Below are 22,472 nucleotides of genomic sequence, written 5' to 3' on the forward strand. Positions count from 1 at the left end.
CACTATGGCAACCATGCTTAAAAACCGCTTGACAAAAAACACAGTTGCTCAGGCGAACAACTTCTTAAGCTCTTCTCCCTCTACAACCTCTTTCTCCAGTAAGAGTTTGGAAAGCATATCCAGTTTTTCCTTTTTTCCGGTCAGTATCTCTTTCGCCCTTTCATAACACGAATTGATCAGTTTTCTGACCTCATCGTCAATCTGACGGGCTGTTTCCTCACTGTACTCTTTCGACTGTGGAAGCATAACATCGAGAAACAGGGGTCTCCTCTCGCGGCCGAAAGTTAACGGCCCGAGCGCCTCGCTCATGCCGTACTCGGTAACCATACTCCGGGCTATGTCCGCGGCCTTTAAGAGATCATTCTGCGCACCGGTAGAAACCTCTTTAAAGTTTATTTCTTCGGAGCCCCGGCCTCCCAGGAGAACAGTAATCTTGTCCATCAGTTCCGACTTAGTCATCAGGTACCGGTCTTCTGTGGGGAGTTGCAGCGTATAACCAAGGGCGGCGATACCACGGGGAATAATAGAAACACGGTGGACCGGATCGGCTTGCGGCAGGGACATAGCCACGAGGGCATGTCCGGCCTCATGGTAGGCCACGATCTCCTTTTCCTTCCTGGTAATCAGTCTGCTCTTTTTCTCCAGGCCGGCCAGGACACGGTCAATCGCCTCTTCAAAATCTGACATTTCAACCTGAGATTTGTTATTCCGGGCCGCCAGCAGGGCGGATTCGTTAACTACATTGGCCAGATCGGCCCCCACCATTCCCACGGTACGCGCCGCAATGACCTTTACATCCACATCAGGGGCTATCTTTACCTTCCGGACATGGACCTTTAATATAGCCTCCCGTCCTTTGAGATCAGGTCGATCCACAAGAACATGACGATCAAAACGACCGGCTCGCAGTAGGGCCTGATCTAAAATCTCCGGCCGGTTTGTAGCCGCCATAATTATTACGCCCTTTTTGGTATCGAACCCATCCAGTTCAGAGAGGAGCTGGGTCAATGTCTGCTCGCGTTCATCAACCCCTGAAACCGGGCTGATACCCCGCGCCTTCCCCAGGGCGTCGATCTCATCGATAAAGATTATACACGGGGCCTTTTCCTCGGCCTGGGCAAACAGGTCACGGACGCGCGCCGCTCCCACACCCACAAACATCTCCACAAAAGAAGATCCGCTCAGACTCAGAAAAGGGACCTTTGCCTCTCCGGCCACGGCCTTGGCCAGAAGAGTCTTACCGGTGCCGGGCGGGCCGACCAGCAGGACTCCCTTGGGTATCTTCCCTCCCAGACTCTGAAACCGGCCGGGATTCCTCAGAAATTCGATAACTTCTTTCAACTCCTCCTCCGCCTCGTCAACGCCGGCCACGTCTTCAAAGGTGATCTTGGTCTCGTCCTCAACATAAACCTTGGCCTTGCTCTTGCCGATAGCCATAAAACCGCCTTCTGCGCCGGTGCGCATCCGCCTGAGAAAATATCCCCAGATAGCGACAAATATGAATATCGGCACAACCCAAGAAAGTAACGTAGTCAACCAGGTCATTTCCGGCTGGGCGGTGAATTTAATACGATGAGCCTCCAGTTCCTTTATTAAATCCGTGTCCTCCATACGCACGGCATAAAAAGTCTTCTCTTTGGCCAACTGGGCAACTGTTGTCTTGTCCTTTTCACCGGCCCGCATCTTTACAAGGGTTTCTGCCGCCCCTGGCCCCAACTTGCCGCGTATGGAATCTTTAGCAATAAGCAGGTCTTCAACCCGGCCTTCCCGAACTAACATCTTAAATTCACTATAAGATATGGTTGCCTGTTGCTGTGCCAGGAAGAAATACTGGAACAGCATCAATACCCCCATGGCCACGATAAAGTACCAGATCGAAAAATGAATTTTCTTTTGTTTCATTCGCACACCCTAAGTTTAATAGGCTAATTAAAAACGATCAATTCGTAAAAAAGTCTTTTCACCGCAGAGCACGCAGAGTGCGCAGAGAAAAACTATAAACTATTCAATATGTTATCTCAGCGATCTCTGCGGTAAAATTTTACTTTTTACGAGCTCATCAAAAATAATATATCAAAAGATATCTCAAATATGCAAGAAATACCATACCGTTAAGAATATACGGACGGGCTAAAAAGGGGATAAAAAGGTAAGATTTAGTATGCGGGCTTATTTTCAGAGGAATTAGTCTGAGACTGGTAGGCCTGAAAATAGCGTGACTTTATATCTTCCAGAAGGGCTTCTTTCTCGGCATCAGATAGCCGATCATAGATTGGACTTAACCGCAAAAAACCTTTGATTTCTTCTTCACTCATCGTGCGTACACCGACACCGTTGACAAACGATTTATTCCATACACCAGGCAAAAAACCTTGTCAAGAGTTTTTTGTCAGTTTTGTGACAAAGTTTTGACCTTTGTCCTATAACGTTCTATAATCATCCGACTTGTTCCCATCCGGAAAGCCAGGCTTCCCGGATGGCGCGGTCAGCAGTCAGCTATCAGCTTTCAGCTTAATATGTTGTTTGTCTTAGTTTTTTGCTGACGCCTGACAGCTGATGGCTGACAGCTTGCATCTGGAAACGACAGTTTCCGGATGCAAACCAACTTGAAGGATAAGGAGCAAAAACTTCTCCCATGATAAATGCGTACCATTTTGGCTCCATAACCATAAACGGGCGGAACTATAACTCTGACGTAATTATCTACCCGGATAAAGTGGACGCGGATTGGTGGCGCAAAGAAGGCCACGCCCTCTACCTGGCAGATATAAAAGAGATCATAGCCCAGAATCCGGAGGTATTAATCGTTGGGACAGGGGCCTATGGCGTACTCAAGGTTTCCAAAGAAGTTTGTGACCTCGCTGCTGAAAAGGGCATAGAACTTATTGTCCGGAAGACGGAAGAGGCCTGTAAGGAATTCAACCGCCTCAGCCAGTCCGGTAAAAAAGTCATAGCCGCCCTTCACCTGACGTGTTAAAGGCACAACCTATTGAAGCTCCCCGCAGCTTGCTGCGGGGAATCTCCGTATGCAAGGTAAAATGCATCGTATTCGCTCGCTAACCCCGCTGCAAGCACCGGGGAATGCGCTCGCTATGCATGTTCAAGGGTGAATCATCCCATAAAAAGCTACGGTGCCCGGAAAGCTGGGATGAAAAAGTCGTATATCAGCGCTGCGGTCAAGAAAGTTCGAAACCGGAAATGAAAGTCGCACTTGATATATACTGTTTCAATTGAATTCGGACAAAATTTAGAGCAGAGAGGTGTTAGTTGAACGGCACAAATCGTGTAAATATAAAACCAGGCATACAGGTTTTGATAGTATTAAAGAAAGACCAGCGATCTGGAAAACTAACGAAAGGTATTGTGCAAGACATTTTGACCAAATCTCCTACTCATCACCATGGCATCAAAGTCCGACTAGAAAGTGGTGAAATTGGACGAGTGAAAGAAATATTAAGTTAAGAAAGTATATGGGGTCGCGCCGTACACATTTTACAGAATCAGGGGCATCAGAAAGACAATCACAAGGATAGGTCAAATCTGGACTGTTCCGGACGTAGGTGGCTAGTGTAGTGTTACAGTAACGGCTTTACAATGAGCGATCTTTTTCAAAATGGCGTCAACGTTTTTCGCCCAAACGAATGGCTTGGGATTTGCGTTAGTTACGCAAAGATAGTCTTCAATAGCATGAATCTCCATGCTTGTAAAAATATTACTGTAACACTACACTAGGTGGGACGTCCCGGAAAACGGACACGGAGGGCTAAAGCGGGCTCCTGTGAGAGCTCTGTCTACCCTTAAATCAGCACCATTGGAACGCACTACGCAAGAAAGCGAGAGAGGCAGTGAGCCAAAGGTTAGGTGATGAAACAAAAGGAGTGATTGCAATTGTTGTTTCGGCGACTATGTATGGATTCACAGGACTCTTCATCAGATTCCTCACCGGGATCGGGCTAAACGTCTATTCCATCAACTTTGTAGAATATCTAATGGGCACAGTACTCATTTACTTTATTGCGGACAGGTGGGGGGGAAAAATCGAATTGCCTCTGCGAAAAGAATGGCTTTATTTGATGTTCATAGGTTTTTGCTATTTCGGGGTGACGATGACCCTGTTTTATGCCTTCAATTACACCACGATTGCCAACACTGAATTACTGCATTACACTTTCCCAATTTTAACTGTGTTCGGCGCCGCCTTGTTTCTCAACGAAAGGTTAAATGGGCGTAAGGTGTTAGCACTTGTGCTGTCAATGGCTGGATTGGTTTTGATTTTTGATCAGTCATTAAACTTTTCTCAAAAAGTGTTATTTGGGAGCTTTTGTGCCCTTCTATCTGCATTTCCGGTGGCAGCAATGACACTAATCGGCAGAAAGTTAAGAAATCGTTCCGCATATTTCACTACGTTTTGGAGTATAGCCTTTGCCTGCGTTATCTATTTTCCATTTTTCATTTCTAATAACTCCATATCCAACATGCAGCAGGTTGGATATATTTTTGTAGCAAGTGTATTTTTCATAGGCATAACAACGCCGCTATATTTTTACAGTTTAAGACACATCGCTGCTTCAACCACAGCTATACTAATGTTATTCGAAATTATTAGTGGGATAATCATTGGGTTAATCGTCTATCAAGAGGTCCCTCGGCTCGTTAACCTTCTCGGCGGGCTGCTGATAGTGATTAGCTGTGTGTTGGTATTAAGGGATTCCTACAAAAACATCGCAGACGAAATATCATAGCCAGGGGGATAAAGGGGAAAAGGATAAAGTATGCGGGCTTGCGCCTACATATTTTACAGAATCAGTGGGCATCAGAAGGACAGAAGTCAAAGACAGATACGGTAATAACGGAAACGTTTGGCTGACAAAGAAAACAGGATAAGCGGGCAAGAGGGGCTAAAAAATTTTTGGCTCATCGTGAAAGAGTGTGGGTAACTTTCTCTTAAAATAAGACAGGCTTTTTATTATCCCCCTCTTTTCCAAAGAGGGGAATAGAGGAAAGTAAAAAATTACCCACTCGATTACGCGAAGCCCCCAAAAAGAGATTGAGGCCCAGATGAATCAGGAACAGGCTAAAAGTATTCTGAAAAGTTTAAACGGAAAAGTGGCTTTCGTTCTCCTTAAAAATGGGGAGGGTGGACTCTTTACTAAATTAAAAGTATTTGCGCATCAACTATCCGGTCTTTCAGATTTAATAACGATAGAAGAATCATTGGCTAAAAATGGCTCTATCGCTCCGGCCATTAACCTGGCCAATTCATCCCAGGGAAATATCTGCTATGCCGCCCTCCCCGATGGAGGCGAACTCGCCCCCTTTTTAAGAACCCTGGTCCACATGGGAAACAGCACAAATTCCCTTAAAGAAGACACCGTACACTATTTGCTCGGCCTCAACCAGGACGTAACTATCGAGGTTTTGATTACTCAATCCTGCCCGGTCTGCCCCAGAATGGTCGAGCTGGTCAATCAGCTCGCGCTGTGTTCTCATAGGATTAAGGTGTGGATAGTCGATGTGGATTATTTCCCGCATATCCGGGAAAAACATCGCGCCGCCTCAGCCCCCACCACGGTAATCAACGACCGGGTGCAGATCGTCGGCGCTGTAAATGAAAAAGAACTATTAAACTGGATATACAAGGCCCTTTCTGAAGAAGGCTTGCCGGACGTGGTGGCCTCACTTTTAACCATAGGCAATAGCGGAAAAGCGCTGGAGATTATTACTGAAGAGAATAGACCCGACCTCCTCATCGATTTAATGGGCAGGCCGGAGTTCACAGTGAGACTGGGGGCGATGGTAGTCATCGAATCCCTGCAACAGACTGCCCCGGAGAGGATACCCCGGCTTGTCCCTGGTCTTATAAAATTGCTGGACTCGGATATGTTGAACATCCGCGGGGACGCAGCCTTTATGCTGGGCAAGATCGGCGATCCACGCGCCATAGAACCCTTAAGACGTCTGGTGCCCGGAGAACAGAATCCAGACCTCCTGGAAATTGCAAAGGAAGCCCTCGGCAGTCTCCAGGGTCAAGAGGATGTATAGATGGCATGGCAAGAAATAATAATAACCTCTGATGCCGACCTGACTGAGGCCCTGTCTGATTTCTTAATCGATCTTACAGAAAGAGGGATATGTCTGGAAGACCTGCCCGCCTCCTCAAGCCAGACTGCGCCCGCCGCTCAAAGTATTAAGGCCTATCTTCCCCTCGATGAATCCTACGAAAGTAAGATGGCTTCTCTCCATAATTATATAGAAAGCCTGAAAAATATCTTCCCGGATAGCAGCCCGGTCTCTATTACATCTGAAATAATAACGGGAGAAGATTGGGCACATGCCTGGAAGAGCTTTTTTAAGCCCATGCGCCTTACCGAAAGGATTGTAGTCAAGCCCTCGTGGGAGGACTTCACCGCAAAAAAAGAAGATATTGTCCTGGAGATAGACCCCGGGATGGCCTTCGGCACGGGGTCGCATGCCAGTACCCATCTTTCTCTGCGCGCCCTGGAGGACATAATCCTGTCCGAGGCATTCCGTAAGAAATTCTCCAAAATCAAGGCGCTGGATGTAGGCACAGGCACAGGCATACTGGGGATGGCGGCAGCGAAACTTGGGGCACATCGCGTCCTAGGCATAGATATAGACCCGGAAGCGATTAAGGCAGCATCTGAAAATGTACAGAAAAATGCCCTGGGTGATAAAATGGTCGTTATCAGCCGGGATTTAACAGAGATAACGGAAAAATTTTCCATTATCCTGGCCAACATCACATATCTCGAACTTGTCAGGCTCTGTCCCCTACTTTTTGCCCGGTTGGAAGAAGAAGGCGTCCTCATCCTCTCGGGCATACTCGCAGACCAGATCCGGGACCTGTCCAACGTATATCAAAGGCACGGATTCAGCGTTTTATCTACATCCCGTGAGGGGGAATGGGTCTGTGCCGTGCTAACTAGTGTTCATCCGGAAACTACTGTTTCCGGCTTCACGCTTTCAGCAGTCAGCGATTAGCTGTCAGCAAAAAACCAAGACAAATAACACATTAAGCTGAACGCTGATTGCTGATTGCTCCATCCGGAATCCTTGGGGTTTCGGATGGAAACTAACTAAGATCAGTCGGTGACCATGAGACGATTTTTCGTACCACGCGAGGTATTCTCGAAAAAGACTGCCGTAATTACCGGCTCTGACGCCCATCATATACGAAACGTTCTCAGACTCAAGTGCGGCGACCGTATCAGGGTCTTTGACGGCAGCGGCCTGGAATATATAGCCACCATATCCGCCATGACCGATACCAGTGTGGAATTAAGGCTTGGAGAAAAAATAAGTTCTGTAAAAGAAAGCCCCCTCCGCCTCTCTATCGGACAGGCCCTATTAAAGGCCCGGAAGATGGACTTCATTGTCCAGAAGATGACAGAGTTAGGGGTCTTCGCCCTATATCCGTTTACGTGTGAGAGGACCATCCCCACCGGAGACATGGGAAAAATTTCTCACAAAAAAGAGAGATGGGAGAAGATAGCTGTTGAGGCCGCCAAACAATGCAACCGGCATATACTGCCTGTTATTCATGACGTACAAGATATGACATCTACATTGGCTGATTGCCGGGAAAACGACCTGAAGATTATGCTATGGGAAAAAGTTTCCGATAATAACTTAAAAAGGGTTTTAACTCAGGCGTCGGCAACTGAGAGGGTATGCGCCCTCATCGGCCCGGAGGGGGGTTTTTCAGCTTATGAGGCAGAAGAAGCTGTCCGGGCCGGTTTTATCCCCGTGGGCCTGGGTCGGCGTGTCTTACGGGCCGAGACGGCAACGCTGGCCATCATAAGTATAATTCAGTATGAACTCGGCTGTATCTAACCACAGAGTACATAGAGGGAATGGAGGCAGAATATACAATATAGAATTCAGAAGTCGGTAAGTTTTATCCTGACTCCTGTCTCCTATATTCCTCAGTCCTCTCTGTGCCCTCTATGGTTAACAATCTAAAATAAAAAGGAAAAGACCATGAAATGTCCCAAATGTGGTTTTACCGGCCCGGATTACGCGGACTTGTGCAAAAAATGCAATTATGATCTGACAGAGGTCAGGAAGTTGTTCGGTGTTGCACTGAGTAAGCCCGGCCAGAAATCTTTTTTATCACAACTTATGCGTCCGGCAACCGGATCACGCGAAGAGCAAAAGGTTCCTGTCGCCGCCCCCAAGATATCCCCGCCTTCGGAAGAGGAGATATCCCTGAGTTCTATTGAGTCGGCCGAAGAGCCTCCACAGTCTCCGCCTATTGATCTCTCCCAGATTGATTTTTCAGACCTGGAAGATGAGGTCACGCCGGAACCGGAACCAACAGCAGAGGAAGCGACATCAAAAAGCGAAGGAATAACCATGGCCGAAACAGACCTGGGGCTCCCGGAGATTGATCTATCCAATCTGGAACTGGAATCTTCCACATCAGAAGAGGTCGTGTCTGCAGGAAAGACGGTAACCCCTCCCGCCGTGACAGATGAGATCAGTCTTGATGGATTACTCGAAGCTGGAGAGTCAGAGATACAATTTGAGGAAATACTGAGCGACGAGAAAAGCCCGGAAGAAGATAAGGACGCAGATGACGACAATGATCTTCCCCCACCCTCTTTATCCGGCGCCGGCGAGACACCAAAAAAGAGGGGCAAAAGGGGCGCTAAGGCCGGAGGCTCTAGGTCTGGCCTGGAATTTTCCGGCGCCAACCTTTACCTCCAGCGGGCCGGTTTCTGGCAGAGACTACTGGCCTTCTCCTTCGACTGCTGTCTCATCCACCTGATAATGCTGTTCTTCTTATTAGGAACGGCCATCGCCGTTAAAACCAGTCTGGACTGTGGCTCCGGTTTCTCATGGCCATCGGCCTTACAACTATTGGGTACGTTGTTTTTGCCTTTTCAACTTGCCATGCTTCTTACGGTGATAACCTATTTTACCTTTTTCCATGGATACACCGGACAGACGCCGGGCAAACAACTCTTCGGCCTGAAGGTGGTCCACACCTCCGGGCTTCCCCTTACCTTTGGCCAGGCCTTTTTGCGCTGGGTCGGCTATATTCTCTCCTCAGCGCCTCTGAATCTGGGGTTCCTCTGGGTGGCCATCGACAAAAATAAACAAGGGTGGCATGACAAAATAACGGACACTTACGTGATACGCACACTGTAGGGCCATTAACCTACCCGAATCTGCCGACATTTAATCATTTGTATCAGTTTAGCTGTTTGAAAAAGTATTTTAAAATCCCTCCCAACCTCCCTTTTCCAAAGGGAGGAGAGACACTTCCCCCTTTGAAAAAGGGGGATTAAGGGGGATTTTTGAGGTGCCGTTTTCTGGACGACTAGCTCTTTTCAAACAGCTAACGTGTTACAATCATTTGGATTTCATTTGGCCTTTGGACTTTGAGCTTTGAACTTTCTTGCCAAGCGTCCACATCACTCGTACAAGAAAAATCTCCGGCGCAGTTCTTCAAATGAGGCCAGATCATCCTCCCAGGAGGCCGTCAGGTCAATGAGGTCAGCCCCTTCCTCCAAGGCACATCTGACGGCATCATCCCCCAGGATGAGATCAATAGGCAGTTTTTCATACTCATATTCGTAAGGCGGCTGTCTCCAGGCAAAATTATCCGGGTAAAGGGCCAGGATATCCTGAAGCAGACAGAGGGTGGTGTAGTAAGGTCTATAGACCCGCGGATCGGTGACGTGGAGCTGAAGGCCACCGCAGACCTCGCCGGCCCACTTATGGAAGGTCGGCTGGAACCAGGCCTCGCGAAAGATAGCGCCATCAATACGCCTTTTGGCAATTCTCTCTTTAAGCCGGGCCGGTTCGATAAACGGCGCGCCAAACAACTCAAACGGCCGGGTAGTACCCCTGCCTTCAGAGACATTCGTGCCCTCCCAGATGACCTGACCGGGATAGACCAGGGCGGTATCCGGCGTAGGCATATTGGGTGAAGGCATGACCCAGGGAAGGCCGGTATCGGCAAAGAGCATGTCCCGCCGCCAGCCGCCGAGCGGCACGACCTCTAAGTCGCAGTCCATACCAAACGCCCCTTTCCAGAGCCTGGCTATCTCGCCTATGGTCAGTCCATGGCGCATCGGGATGGGAAAGAGGCCGACAAAGGAGCGTAAATCCTCCTTCAAAAGGTTCCCTTCGGTCAAAAGGCCGCCTATCGGATTAGGCCGGTCCAGGACTACAACTTTCTTATCCCACTTTCCGGCGGCCTCCATGCAGTAGGCCAGGGTATAAATAAAGGTATAGACCCGCGTACCCACATCCTGCACGTCAACCAGGAGGACATCGATATGATCGAACATCTCCCGGGATGGTGTCCGGCCCTCGCCGTACAGGCTGAAGATCGGCACCTTTAAGAGCGGATCGCGGCTATGGTCTGACTCGACCATGTTATCCTGCTTTTCGCCGCGAAAACCATGCTGGGGATTGAAAAAGGCCGCGAGCTGTCCCGGGAAGGCACGGGCCAGCAGTGTAGAGGTATGTTCAAGGCGGCTATCGACCGAGGCCTGATTGGCAAGGAGACCTAAACGCGCCCCTTTGATCCATTGGGGTGGATTCCTTACAAGGCGTTCTATGCCCAGTTCAACCCCTGGCACGGCATTCACCAGTTAAGGCGGACCTTGACGCCCTTTTCGCTGAGGTAGGACTTGATGTCTTTGATGCGGTAGTATCCATAATGGACCATGGAGGCAATCAGGGCCGCATCGGCATTGCCTGCGCTGAGGACATCATAAAGATGTTCCGGTTTCCCTGCCCCGCCCGAGGCGATGACCGGAATATTTACCGCTTCGGAGATGAGGCTGGTCAGGGTCAGTTCATAGCCCTCCTGTGTGCCGTCCGCATCTATGGAGTTGAGGCAGATCTCGCCCGCGCCCAAATTTTCGGCCTCTTTTGCCCACCAAAGGGCATCAATACCCATGTAAGTGCGCCCGCCATGGATGACCATTTCATAGCCAGAGGGTATTTTAGCCGATCTTCCCACCTTCTTCACATCCATGCCCAGGACGATACACTGGCTGCCGAAGGCCTTCGCCCCTTCCGGGATGATATTGGGGTTCTGTATGGCCGCCGTGTTAACGCTCACCTTCTCCGCGCCGGCCAGGAGGACGGCCCGCATATCCTCTGCCGTCCGTATCCCGCCCCCTACTGAAAAGGGTATGAATATCTCTTCGGCCACCCGGCGCACCACGTCGATCATGATGTCGCGTTTATCGCTGGAGGCCGTGATGTCGTAGAAGACGACCTCATCCGCGCCCTCTTCATAATAGTACCTGGCCATCTCCACCGGGTCGCCGATGTCTATGTTATCTTTAAATTTAATACCTTTAGTCGTCCGGCCGGCCCGCACATCCAGACAGGGAATAATACGTTTACTGAGCATAGCCATCCCACCGACAGAAATTATCCAATACCTTAAGGCCCACCCGGCCGCTCTTCTCCGGGTGGCACTGCAAGGCCACCAGGTTCTTATAAGCCACGGCCGAGGCAAATTCCCGCCCATAACCGGTCAGGCCGGCGATATAATTATCATCCGCCGGGACCGGATAATAAGAGTGGACAAAATAGAATTCGCTCCCGGCCTCCACACCCGAAAATACCGGGTGCGGCCGGACGATCTTCATCCCATTCCAGCCCATGTGCGGTATCTTGAGGCGGGTGTCACCTTCCATAAGCGGCTGGGAGAACAACCTCACCCGGCCGGGGACAAGCCCCAGGCAGGTCGTGTCATTTTCCTCGCTGTACTCAAGGATAATCTGAGTCCCCAGGCAGATGCCCAGGATGGGCTTCCCACCCAGAAAGGCCTCTCGTATAAGGTTATCCAGACCCAGGGCCTTTAAATCGGCCATGGCCTGCCCGGCCGCGCCTACGCCAGGAAAAATAATCCGTTCCGCACTCTTAATATCCCTGGCCTTATTAGTCACTTTGCAGGGATACCCTAATTTCCTGACCGCCCTCTCCACACTGGTCAGATTCCCCGCCTTGTAGTCGATAATGGCAATCATAGTCCAATTCCGTATGATTTTTTTCATCCGGAAACTACCGTTTCCGGCTTCAAGCTTTCAGCGATCGGTTGTCAGCCATCAGCAAAAACCTAAGACAAACAACGCATTAAGCTGAGTGCTGATTGCTCCATCCGGAATCCTTGGGTTTTCGGATGGAAACTAATTTATTCTGGACGGCGATTAAGTATAAATCCTGTAATGCTTACGATACCTTAAATACTAACTGAATAAATGTTTTGCAAGGGAAAAAGGCGGGTCTCCGACATTACAACCGGACGTTTCTGTTTTGGCTTAACATTTCCGCAGTTTTTTGTTGCATTCCCCTCCAGAATAGTGTTTAATGCCAACAAGAGTTTGTTTTGTCCGGATTTGCCTTACTGCAAAGGCTATCATGGCCGATGCAGTTTTTTTTTGCCCGGATAGATACCTACTCGAAGTCATTATTGAAAGGAGGTGAAATAATATGGCTAAAGGATCAGTAAAGTGGTTCAATGACAGCAAAGGCTTCGGCTTTATCTCCCAGGAAGATGGTACAGATGTATTTGTGCACTTTTCAGCTATCTCGGGCGACGGGTTTAAGTCCTTAAGGGAAGGCGAGCAGGTGACCTTCGATCTGGCCGAAGGCAAAAAAGGCCTTCAGGCGGTGAACGTTTCCGTAATGGAATAAACGAGACACAAGGAATATTTGAACGGAGAAAGCCGCTCTCATGAGTACCGGTTATTCTCCGTTTGGATATAATAAGGAGCGATTGGAAATGAAAATATATGTCGGCAACTTGTCCTACGAGACAAGTGAAAATGATTTACGGGAAGAATTTAGCGCCTTCGGCGAGACTACATCCGTAGAGATCGTTAAAGATAAATACTCCGGTCAGTCCCGGGGCTTTGCATTTGTCGAGATGTCAGACGCTAAGGAAGCCCAGTCTGCGATTGATGCCCTAAACAACAAGGAGCTTAAAGGACGCAACCTGAGCGTGAACGAGGCGCGCCCGCGGCCCGCAAGGACCACTGGCGGATATGGTGGAGGTGGAGGCTATTCGGGTGGCCGTGGCGGTAGCGGCAGAGGCGGAAGCGGAAGCGGAAGGGGGTCAGGTTTCGGAGGGAATAGAGGCAGAAGATAACAACAGAAGCCCTTCCGATCGAAGCTGCGCCGGGGCGTAGCCGTCATATTTCTGGCATAAGACAGATCCGGAGCCGGGGAGCAGGTTACCGGCACCCTCGCTGCCCATCCGGGAATCTGTCGAACGAACCACAACCGGAAGAATTTGGAGTAAAAACTTGGCAAAAAAATCAAGGGGTACCTTCGAGAAACGTCAAAAGGAGAAAGAGCGGCAGCAGAAACAAGAAGCTAAGAGATCCCGCCGACTCGAGACCAAGCAGCACAAATCCAATGCAGAACTGAAGCCCGGCGATCAAGACCCGGATATTGCCGGTATTCGACCCGGCCCTCAGCCTCTGCCGGAGCAATGGGGTGAAAACAGCAACGATGATGAATAACCCCATAGCCCGGACGTAACGCAAGTCCCTATACGGTCGTAGCCCCCTTACAAATTTTAGCTGACCAATCGTAGACGGAATGGGACGCGCGACTTTTTTTCCACCACATACCACCCCCCGATGGGGACTTTTTCCGTGGGATCGAGCGGACCAAAATGCGGAGCGGTTGCTCCCGCCGGAACAGTAGCTCGATAGAAAGTCTCTTCGCCTGCATCATAACGATATAGATAAAAATGACCGGCAGTTGATAGGTCAAAGTTTTCGTAAATCCACAGCCCCGGATCTCGAATAATCTCATACAGGTTGTATTCCTGGTCATCCATATCCAAAGTCCGTATTTATTTCAGGCCCTTTTGTTATTAACCAGTGTTCATCCGGAAACTATTATTTTCGGCTTCACGCTTTCAGCGATCAGCGATTAGCTGTCAGCAAAAATCTAAGACAAACAAGACATTAAACTGAATGCTGATAGCTGAGTGCTGACAGCTCATCCGGAATTTTTGGGTTTTCGGATGAACATTAACCATAAGTGCCGATCTGTTTTCTGTCAAGCCCGGACCAATATGCACCCCCAAACCGATCCTTCAGGCGCTCATATAGTTCGTCAAGATGGTGGACGCCTATTTCGCCACGCAACTTCATAATACCTTATGCATGTGCATGTTCCTGCCTATCCAGCAGCCTTACATTTCTAATGCTTTATTATGGCTTTTCGGCTAATGGGAGGACTTACTTAAGCGAAAAAATTTTTTCTATCTCGGGGTACGGGAGCGAACGTGAGGTAGAAGAAAAAGTTAATAGACACGCGAAACTTTTAGGCGTAAAATGCCCAAAAGGAGGGATCGGCCATGTTAGTCTTTCTAAGCGATGTACATCTCACGGACGGATCATCAGGCACAACGATTGATCCCAGGGCCTTTGACAAGTTCTGCCGGATATTGGAGGATGTCGCAGGAGACCCCAGGGAATCCAATATCAAAAACCTGGAGATAGCGCTCCTGGGAGATATATTTGATGTCATCCGGTCTGACTTGTGGCTGCGTAAAGAAAACGACGACCCCCAAAAGCCTATAAGACCATGGTCAACAGTTACAGACACTGATCGAAGCGGGTGGAATCTGCAAAGATATACCGAAGAAATTGTGGACAAAATTATCAACCAGCCGCGGAATATTAAGGCCATAGGGTATATAAGAGAGTTTCAGGAACACTGCGCTAAGTTAGGTGTTAATGTTGAACTATCCTACCTGACAGGCAATCACGACTGGCTCATTAACAGATATGCCTCCACCCGCCAGAAGATAGCCCAATTTCTGGGAATGCCGGACCCCCAGTTTTACGCCCAAAATCGCTTCCCCTATGACCGGGTTTTTGAAAGTTATAGAGTTATGGCGCGTCACGGTGACTACTATGACCAGTTCAACTATGACGGGGACAGAGATGCCTCCTCCCTGGGGGATGCCATCGTCATTGACCTGTTAAATCGTTTCCCGGAGGCCGTAAGACAAGACCCTGTTTTGGCCCCGCATACCGACCTGTACAACCGCCTAAAAGAAATTGACAACGTAAGGCCTCTCCTGGAGATCCCGGCCTGGATCCAGGGCGTTTGTAATTATACCCCTGGCATCGAACAGAGGATGCATGCTATATGGAACGACCTGGTCGATAAATTCTTTAAAATAAAATTTGTGAAGGATCACGACCGGCTTGGCCCGGACACGATGGACTTTTTAGCGATGGCCATGCGCCTATCCTCCGGCTTTTCCTTTGGCAAGCTTCAGGAGATCCTGGGCCATTGGGTTGTTCGCAGTTTGTACCGCAAATCCGATGATTACCGGAGATTTGCTTATAATGAGGCCGCTCTTAAGAACAACCTCGTCCGTTATGTGGTGTACGGACATACGCACCATACCGAGCAGATTCCTCTGGATATCGTGCCCATTCCCCGGAACGACGTCATAGAAAAGATCTATTTCAACACCGGCACCTGGCGTAAGGTATTTGAGCACACGACTTTTGACCAGGAAAACTGCGAGTTCATCGGCTGGCATGTCATGACCTTTATCGTCTTTTATCTTGAGGAAGAGAAGGAAAGGGATAGGAACTACGAGGTCTGGTCAGCCTCTCTGGGTTACGGGAGATAAAATAGGAAGCTGAAAGCTGAAAGCTTGAAGGAGCGGCAGTGGTTACTATTGATGATTTGAGTCTAAAAGACGTTACGCTGGACAGGCTGCCCCGGCTGAAACGTCTGAGGGAACTCCATTTTGCTACCCGGCCGGAGATATGCGTGGAGCTTCCGCGGAACATAACCCGTTATATGAAACACCCGGATAATCCGGCTGATTCTCCGGAACTGCGGGCCGGGAGGCTCTATAAGTACGTTATGGAGAATAAACGGCCGGTGATCGCCGATGAAAATCTCCTGGCCGGGACAACTACCGCCAGGACCATCGGCGTTGTCCTCTATCCGGACTTTATGGCCCTTTCTATCTGGCCCGAACTGGAGACCGTTAGCCGCCGGAAGAAAAATCCCTTCGGCATTACCAGGGCAGAGATAGATGAATTAAACTTCGACATATTCCCTTACTGGCCGGATCGCACCATCCAGGAGGTGGCCAGGAAGGATAACGGCAACCCTCTTTGTCAAAGGATCATGGAGCGGATTGTCTTTTACATAGCCACCAAGGTCTATTGCATATCCCATACCGTCCCTAATTACGCCATGGTAGTGGAGCGGGGGCTTCTCGACATCATAAGAGAGGCCAGGGAAAGGGAGCTTTCGTCCGGCGGCTCTAAAGAGGACAGGACGAAAAAGGACTTTTATCAGGCCGTGCAACTCTCGCTTAGCGGGGTCATAAGCTATGCCGCCAATCTCAGCCGGGAGGCGGAGCGGCTGGCAGCAAAAGAGGTGAATACCAAACGCCGTCAGGAGCTCCTTGAGATGGCCGAGGTCTGTAAAAGGGTGCCGGCCGAAAGGCCGAGGACATTCCGCGAGGCATTAAATGCTATATGGATCTGCAAGATTGCCCTGCACCAGGAAAATGCCAATGTGGCCTTGAGCCTGGGACGATTAGATCGGGTACTCTATCCATTTTATGCTGAGGATATAAAACGGGGTATGACTCCGGCTGAGGCCGTAGAACTGGTGGGCTGCTTCTGGCTCAAGATCGCCGACCATGTGCCCTTGAGCCCGGAAACCGGCGAAGAACTCTTTGGAGGGAGCGGCTCTAATCAGGCCGTTACCTTAGGCGGAGTGGATATGAAGGGTGAAGACGCCGTAAATGATCTTACCTACGTCATGCTTAAGGCCACGGAACTTCTGCGGCTCCGCGATCCCAATGTCAATGCCCGCTACTATCCGGAGGTCAGCAAAAAAGAGTACTTAGACCGGCTCTGCGAGGTCAATATCAATACCGGGGCCACCCCGTGTTTCCATAACGATGTCTCCGCTGTTGAGACCTTGACCGGGCAGGGCGTATCCCTTGAGCATGCCATGGATTATTCATCAGTGGGTTGTGTGGAGCCGTCAAGCAGCGGCCGGGCCTACGGTCACACCGGCTGTATATTAATGAATCTTACCTCGGCCATGGAGATGGCCCTTTGGGGAGGCAAACACCGCCTGACCGAAGATGAACAGATCGGGCCGAAGTCAAAACCGGCCGTGGCCATGACTTCTTTCGCAGAATTTAAAAAGGCAATGGAAACGCAGCTTGGCTGGCTGATTAATCAAGTCGTAACTTTGAATAACAATTTAGGCCGGGCCCACCAGGAGATACACCCCACGCCCATGCTTTCCGCCCTGATGGAAGGCTGCATGGAGAAAGGCAAAGATGTCATCTATGGCGGCGCCACCTATAACTCATCCGGCGCGGCCATGATCGGGCTGGCCGATGTGGTGGATTCGGTAACGGCCATTCAGGAATTCGTTTTTGATAAGAAAAAGTTCACTATGGCCGAGATGATTTCGGCCATTAATGCCGACTGGAGCGGCCCTTATAAAAAGCTTCAGGCCATGGTTAAGGCCTCACCGGAAAAGTTCGGCACGGATAGCGAGATGGCCAGGGCTAACGCCGACTGGTTGATAGGTTTCCTGCATGATACCTTCCAGGGTAAGGAAAATTACCGGGGCGGCAAATATACAGTCGGCTACTGGACTATGACCAATCATGCCGGATTTGGCGCGCTCACCGGCGCGCTGCCCAACGGCCGGATAAAGAGTGAGCCCTTTGCCAGCGGTATTACACCGGTATCCGGTTCGGCGCCGGTTTTGACCTCCTGCCTCAATTTTGTGGCCCGCCTCGATCACACCAGAATCGCGGATGGCCATGCCCTGAACCTGAAGTACACCCCCTCTACCACTACAATGTCGCGATTTGCCAACACCATCGAGGCCTTCTTTAAAATGGGCGGCCTGCAGGTGCAGTTTAATATCATCGACCGCAAGACCTTAGAGGATGCGCGAAAGTCTCCGGAGAAGTATCCGGACCTTTTTGTGAGGGTGTCCGGATATACGGCATATTTCAGGGACCTCAATCCCCATATGCAGCAGGAGATAATTACCCGTGCAGAGTATGACCTGGTTACCGGCGAGGAAATTTGAAATTTCAGATTTGAGATGTGAGATCTGGGGAGGTATCCTGATGTTTGATATCGAGGGATTTATAAGCGGGTTATCCATGGATAAGGCCCTGGACCGGCTCGGCGAGAGGTTTTTAAAGAGCCTTGAGGACGAGACGGCCGAGACGTTTTTAGAGGCCCTGCTGGCCTTTATGAGGATCAAATTTATGTTAGACCCGGCCTATCGCAAGAACATCGAAGACTTTAGGGGGCGTTATCAGTTCAGGAGCAGGGACGGCGGTGTGGCCGTGCTGGTTAAATTTGAAGATGGTGATATGAAAATAGGAGAGAAAGTTTCTGATGATGTTAATGTTACAGTATCCTTTAAAGACGGCCGGGCCTTAATGAACTTTTTACTCTCGGCCAACCGGGATATTTTAAAAGGACTTCTGAACAACGAGGTGGTTGTGACCGGCAATCTTAATTATATGTACAAATTTGGCTTCATGGCCAACCATCTCCAACTGGAGTTGACCGGTAATTTGCCTTAATGACCGCTTCTCCAACGGCGAATCTAACAACCACGCCTTCGGCGGATCTGACGACAGCGCGGCCACTGGTCTTTGATATTAAGAGACACGCACTGGAAGACGGGCCCGGTATCCGTAGCACGGTTTTCTTTAAGGGATGCCCGTTAACTTGTTTATGGTGTCAGAACCCTGAATCCATCGACCCTGGCCCGGAGATCGGGTTTTATCCCCGGGATTGTATAAGATGCGGCGATTGTGTCTCCGCCTGCCCGGCAAAAGCCTGTGCGCTCGAAGACCCTTTTCTTATCGACCGGGAAAGGTGTACCAGGTGCGGCGACTGCGTGGAGGCCTGCCCCGGACGCGCCCTGAGGCTGATCGGCCGCTTTTATCCGGTTGATGAGCTGGTGGAGATTCTCCTTAGGGATAAGACCTTTTATGAGGTCTCCGGCGGCGGGGTGACCCTTTCAGGCGGTGAGCCGACTGTTTTTATGGACTATGCCTCGGCTGTCCTAAAGGTGTTGAAGGATTCGGGCATCCATACGGCCATCCAGACCAACGGCTTTTTTGCCTGGAAAGAGTTTGAGGAAAAGATACTTCCCTATGTGGATTTGATCATGTTCGATGTCAAGCTGGCGGATGCAGACAAACACCGGGAATATACCGGCCGGAGCAACAAACCGATACTGACCAACCTTAAGAATCTCCTGGCCGGGCGGGCGGAGGCGGTCTTGCCGCGCATCCCGCTTATCCCGGGATTTACGGCCACGGTGGAAAACCTGCGATCCATATCAGACTTGCTGAAGGGGCTGGGCGTAAAAAAATGTTCCTTGCTTCCTTATAACCCAACCTGGATTTCCAAGACGGAAAATTTTGGTAAAAATGTGGATTCAAGGCTTTCCAGGTATTTGCTCACACCGCAGGAGTTAAAGAAATACCGGGACATATTCAGTTGGTCAGAACTGGTGCCATTTTAGGGGGATCATATTATGCAGATAAAAAAAATATACATTTTTATTGTACTGCCCTGTATCCTACTGCTTTTTCTTGCCTCCTGCGCCACAACTCTTCAACCCAAGCCGGAAAGACCACAGCTCACGCCGAAGTTTACAGAATTTAAATTTGACACCACTGACATCCAGGACGATCCCGTGTTTCTAGCTATCAGGAAGGATTTGGAAGGGAAGGCGTCTATCCTTGAACTTATGCACTTTTACATGAAGGGACTGGAAAAAGATGCCTCTCCGGATTCTCCCTATCTCGGGCGACTGGCCTGGCTTTTTGCCAAGGGGCGCCCGGTCGATCTCCAGGGCCATCACTATGGCCTGGCGCTGGTCTTAAAAAAGGGAGAACATCGCTATGGCGGTTTCCTTAATTGTCTCTGGAGCGCAACTCTAAGCGAGGCCTCACCCTGGGACGGCAAGATATTTGAACCCGCTATCGGAGCTGAGCTTATGGAGTATACAGAAGGCTGGGAAAAAGGCGCCGTCCCTACCTTTATGGGCATAAACTGTTTTAAAGAGGTCTGGGGATCGGTCTGGAATGTCCTGAGTACGGAGGTGCTTACCTTTTGGCTCGGCCTGAAGGACGCGCCGCCGGCAGAGAAAGAGAAATATGGGTATGATAAAAAAGGCGGGCTCTTTATAGCGCATAGGGCAGAATCAGTAGATCCCGGCAATCCGGGCAAGCAGGTTCTCCAGCTCAATTACCGGTGGCGAAACCTTAAAAATTCCCCGCCTCTGCGCTATCTTATAGATGAGCTGGTGGAAACAGCCGACGGCCTTTATCTCGGACAACTGCTTTTTGCCACTGACGACATTCTCAAAGATTATGATCCCGATTGTCCGGCAGCCGCGTACAAGTACGAACATTTTGGCTATTTTCTGTTAATGGACGACGAATGGAACAAAGAAAAAAACTATCTTCTTAGCCCAGGAGGAACGCAATGAAAACCAATACCCTTATCTTAATCTTATGCCTTGTGGCTATTTTTCTTTCTTCCTGCGCCGTCGCCGGCAGGCAGGGAGAAGGCCTGAGACCTCAACCGGAAAAGTTTACCCAGTTTACTTTTAAAAAAGAATGCGTGGAAGGCCCAAAAGACCGGTTGCTGGCGGAAATAGAAAGAGATCTGAAAGAAAGAGGGACAGTTTTAGACCTGATAAAATTTTATTCGGATGAGTTGCAAAAGGACATAAGCACAAAGTCACCGTATTTTGACAAACTCCAAAAGATATTTAACTGTAGCATTGCGCCCCGGGACATGCAGGGTTACGTACACGGCGCAGTGGTGGCCTTTCAGAGTCAGGAGCTGGTTAAATGCCTGAATGTCAACGCCCTCAACCTCCCCTGGCCCCTGGTAAGGGTCTTCTCGCCCTGGACCGGCAAGACCTTTGAAGAATGTAAGGTGGAAAGGCTTAAAGATATAACGGCTGGCTTTGAGACCGGCCAAGTCCCGACGACCTGGGGTTCCAATACCTACAGCACCCGGACATTCCGCCAGAAAGCGGCCGTGGACACCATGAAGGCCCTCCAGATAGAATTGGAGCCGGCTACAGCCGAAGAGATAACGGCCCGTGACTATGACGTGAAAGGCTTCTTTTTTATCGGCCGGGAGGGACGTTCGGTTAACCCGGACAATAAGGGACGCATGGTCTATCAGTTTAACTATCGCTGGCCCAAGCTCAAGACCTTCCCGCCGGATAACTACTGTATCGATGAGATAGTACAGATAGCCGAAGGCCTCTATATGGGCCAGCTCCTCTATGCCACGGATATGTCCAGGGCATACGATCCAGGTCTCGATCCAGACTTGTACCGGTACCGCAATTTCGGTTATTTTCTCCTCCTGGATGAGGACTGGGAAAAGATGAGGGTTGAGATCGGATTCGATGTAGTAAGATAAAAAAGGGGGCTTCAGGGATTTGGCAGAGGGATTCCTATGAGATTTCTACTTAAACTTTTCCTTTTCGTTGGTCTGATTCTTGGGACCACAAGCTGCGCTACCTACCGCATCGATGTAACCGGCTATTTGGACCCGGCGCGCCCTCTATCTCTGGTTCCCGGCAAGACAATATTTGTAGTACAGAACCCGGAAGCTGACAACCCTCTCCTTGAAAGAGAGGTGGCGTCAAAAATAGCCAGGCTGCTCAAAGAAAAAGGTTATCCGGCTTCCCCGACTGAGAATGCGGACTTTCACCTTGTCTTCCGGTATGGGATAGGTCGAGGCCCCTTGTATACAGGATTTATCTCAAGACCTCAAGACATCAGGGCTTATGATCCTTATTCAAAGACGTGGTATTATGAAACTGTATATAGGTATGAACCTTATTCCATTCAGTATCTTACCCGGTCATTATCAATAAGAGTTATAGACGCCCATAAACTACGTGAATCCGGTCAAACGGAGGTAGTCTGGGCGGGCGACACCGTGAGCGAGGGAGAGAGCCGTGACCTTAGAATCGTGATAGATTATCTGCTGGTGACAGCATTTGATTATTTCGGAAAGGATACCGGTAGAACCGTTCAAACTACGTTAACTCCCACAGACCCTCGTGTAATACGTTTAAGGGAAAACAGATAAGAAAGATGTTCCGGGAGTTAAGTATCCCTTGAAGATAGTCGTCTCTGTTGAAGAAGATTTAATAACAGTAATCACAAACTATCCACTAAAGAAAGGGAGGAAGAAATGAGAGTCCATTACGATAATAAAGTTGATGCTATATATATTAAATTAGGAAATCAGAAACCTGACGGCGTTGTTGAAATTTCTGAGGGTGTTAATTTAGATATGACATCTGAGAATAAGATAGTCGGAATCAGCTTTGTCCGGTTAGGTTTTTGCATGTAAGTATTCCCATTGATCTTTGAT

General features: G+C 49.5%; 23 protein-coding genes. 17 read left to right on the forward strand and 6 right to left on the reverse strand.

All coding sequences use genetic code 11. The annotated features are described in order from the left end of the window. Positions 1-48: 48 nt before the first annotated feature. Both ftsH and RDU59_12045 read right to left on the reverse strand, forming a co-directional pair. Complete coding sequence (gene ftsH / locus RDU59_12040; protein MDQ7839208.1) at positions 49-1,902, reverse strand: ATP-dependent zinc metalloprotease FtsH; 1,854 nt, start codon at positions 1,900-1,902, stop codon at positions 49-51. A gap of 254 nt (positions 1,903-2,156) precedes the next feature. After that, positions 2,157-2,315: a hypothetical protein gene (locus RDU59_12045; GenBank protein MDQ7839209.1), complete on the reverse strand. Its 159-nt coding sequence runs from the start codon at positions 2,313-2,315 to the stop codon at positions 2,157-2,159. A gap of 320 nt (positions 2,316-2,635) precedes the next feature. Between RDU59_12045 and RDU59_12050 the strand changes: the two genes are divergently transcribed. The 7 genes from RDU59_12050 (at position 2,636) to RDU59_12080 (ending at position 9,174) form a co-directional block, all read left to right on the forward strand. After that, positions 2,636-2,977: an MTH938/NDUFAF3 family protein gene (locus tag RDU59_12050; GenBank protein ID MDQ7839210.1), complete on the forward strand. Its 342-nt coding sequence runs from the start codon at positions 2,636-2,638 to the stop codon at positions 2,975-2,977. A gap of 290 nt (positions 2,978-3,267) precedes the next feature. Further along, positions 3,268-3,462: a YwbE family protein gene (locus RDU59_12055; GenBank protein ID MDQ7839211.1), complete on the forward strand. Its 195-nt coding sequence runs from the start codon at positions 3,268-3,270 to the stop codon at positions 3,460-3,462. Between the two features lie 383 nt (positions 3,463-3,845). Then, positions 3,846-4,742 (forward strand): DMT family transporter, encoded by an 897-nt coding sequence (locus RDU59_12060; protein MDQ7839212.1) that lies wholly within the window; start codon positions 3,846-3,848, stop codon positions 4,740-4,742. 316 nt (positions 4,743-5,058) lie between these two features. Then, positions 5,059-6,042: a thioredoxin family protein gene (locus RDU59_12065; GenBank protein MDQ7839213.1), complete on the forward strand. Its 984-nt coding sequence runs from the start codon at positions 5,059-5,061 to the stop codon at positions 6,040-6,042. Next, entirely contained in the window at positions 6,043-7,002 is a 960-nt protein-coding gene (prmA, locus tag RDU59_12070) for a 50S ribosomal protein L11 methyltransferase (GenBank protein ID MDQ7839214.1), read from the forward strand. 114 nt (positions 7,003-7,116) lie between these two features. Then, positions 7,117-7,854, forward strand: coding sequence for a 16S rRNA (uracil(1498)-N(3))-methyltransferase (locus RDU59_12075; protein ID MDQ7839215.1), 738 nt, complete (start codon positions 7,117-7,119; stop codon positions 7,852-7,854). Between the two features lie 147 nt (positions 7,855-8,001). Then, on the forward strand, positions 8,002-9,174 hold the full coding sequence (locus tag RDU59_12080) for an RDD family protein (protein ID MDQ7839216.1): 1,173 nt from the start codon (positions 8,002-8,004) through the stop codon (positions 9,172-9,174). A 266-nt stretch (positions 9,175-9,440) separates the two neighbouring features. Here RDU59_12080 and RDU59_12085 read toward each other — a convergent pair whose 3' ends face one another. From RDU59_12085 to hisH, 3 genes are read right to left on the reverse strand one after another with little or no spacing between them, the layout of a single operon-like run. Continuing rightward, a complete protein-coding gene (locus RDU59_12085) occupies positions 9,441-10,616 on the reverse strand; it encodes a DUF1343 domain-containing protein (protein MDQ7839217.1) in 1,176 nt (391 codons plus the stop codon). A 5-nt stretch (positions 10,617-10,621) separates the two neighbouring features. Then, positions 10,622-11,401, reverse strand: a complete 780-nt coding sequence (hisF, locus tag RDU59_12090) for an imidazole glycerol phosphate synthase subunit HisF (GenBank protein ID MDQ7839218.1) — start codon at positions 11,399-11,401, stop codon at positions 10,622-10,624. Beyond that, complete coding sequence (gene hisH, locus RDU59_12095) at positions 11,391-12,050, reverse strand: imidazole glycerol phosphate synthase subunit HisH (protein ID MDQ7839219.1); 660 nt, start codon at positions 12,048-12,050, stop codon at positions 11,391-11,393. The genes hisF and hisH overlap by 11 nt, the downstream gene beginning before the upstream one ends. 436 nt (positions 12,051-12,486) lie before the next feature. On the opposite strand from hisH, the gene RDU59_12100 reads away from it, so the two are divergent. The 3 genes from RDU59_12100 (at position 12,487) to RDU59_12110 (ending at position 13,520) form a co-directional block, all read left to right on the forward strand. Then, a complete protein-coding gene (locus RDU59_12100) occupies positions 12,487-12,690 on the forward strand; it encodes a cold-shock protein (GenBank protein ID MDQ7839220.1) in 204 nt (67 codons plus the stop codon). A gap of 88 nt (positions 12,691-12,778) precedes the next feature. Then, positions 12,779-13,144: an RNA-binding protein gene (locus RDU59_12105; GenBank protein ID MDQ7839221.1), complete on the forward strand. Its 366-nt coding sequence runs from the start codon at positions 12,779-12,781 to the stop codon at positions 13,142-13,144. 157 nt (positions 13,145-13,301) lie between these two features. Next, positions 13,302-13,520 (forward strand): hypothetical protein, encoded by a 219-nt coding sequence (locus RDU59_12110; protein ID MDQ7839222.1) that lies wholly within the window; start codon positions 13,302-13,304, stop codon positions 13,518-13,520. A 56-nt stretch (positions 13,521-13,576) separates the two neighbouring features. On the opposite strand, the gene RDU59_12115 is transcribed toward RDU59_12110, so the two are convergent. Continuing rightward, the gene (locus tag RDU59_12115) at positions 13,577-13,843 is read right to left on the reverse strand and encodes a hypothetical protein (protein MDQ7839223.1); all 267 of its coding nucleotides are present in this window, start codon (positions 13,841-13,843) and stop codon (positions 13,577-13,579) included. A gap of 525 nt (positions 13,844-14,368) precedes the next feature. Here RDU59_12115 and RDU59_12120 point away from each other — a divergent pair. From RDU59_12120 to RDU59_12150, 7 genes are read left to right on the forward strand one after another with little or no spacing between them, the layout of a single operon-like run. Continuing rightward, on the forward strand, positions 14,369-15,664 hold the full coding sequence (locus RDU59_12120; protein MDQ7839224.1) for a metallophosphoesterase: 1,296 nt from the start codon (positions 14,369-14,371) through the stop codon (positions 15,662-15,664). Between the two features lie 38 nt (positions 15,665-15,702). Then, a complete protein-coding gene (locus tag RDU59_12125) occupies positions 15,703-18,120 on the forward strand; it encodes a pyruvate formate lyase family protein (protein ID MDQ7839225.1) in 2,418 nt (805 codons plus the stop codon). A 40-nt stretch (positions 18,121-18,160) separates the two neighbouring features. Then, the gene (locus RDU59_12130; GenBank protein ID MDQ7839226.1) at positions 18,161-18,628 is read left to right on the forward strand and encodes a hypothetical protein; all 468 of its coding nucleotides are present in this window, start codon (positions 18,161-18,163) and stop codon (positions 18,626-18,628) included. After that, a complete protein-coding gene (locus tag RDU59_12135) occupies positions 18,628-19,581 on the forward strand; it encodes a glycyl-radical enzyme activating protein (protein ID MDQ7839227.1) in 954 nt (317 codons plus the stop codon). The genes RDU59_12130 and RDU59_12135 overlap by 1 nt, the downstream gene beginning before the upstream one ends. 12 nt (positions 19,582-19,593) lie before the next feature. Continuing rightward, the gene (locus tag RDU59_12140) at positions 19,594-20,553 is read left to right on the forward strand and encodes a hypothetical protein (GenBank protein ID MDQ7839228.1); all 960 of its coding nucleotides are present in this window, start codon (positions 19,594-19,596) and stop codon (positions 20,551-20,553) included. After that, positions 20,550-21,506: a hypothetical protein gene (locus RDU59_12145; protein ID MDQ7839229.1), complete on the forward strand. Its 957-nt coding sequence runs from the start codon at positions 20,550-20,552 to the stop codon at positions 21,504-21,506. Before RDU59_12140 ends, RDU59_12145 begins: the two co-directional genes overlap by 4 nt. A gap of 36 nt (positions 21,507-21,542) precedes the next feature. Beyond that, positions 21,543-22,184, forward strand: coding sequence for a DUF4136 domain-containing protein (locus RDU59_12150; GenBank protein MDQ7839230.1), 642 nt, complete (start codon positions 21,543-21,545; stop codon positions 22,182-22,184). Positions 22,185-22,472 lie beyond the last annotated feature (288 nt).

It is taken from the genome of Thermodesulfobacteriota bacterium, from assembly GCA_031082315.1.
Taxonomy (GTDB): Bacteria; Desulfobacterota; QYQD01; order QYQD01; family QYQD01; genus QYQD01.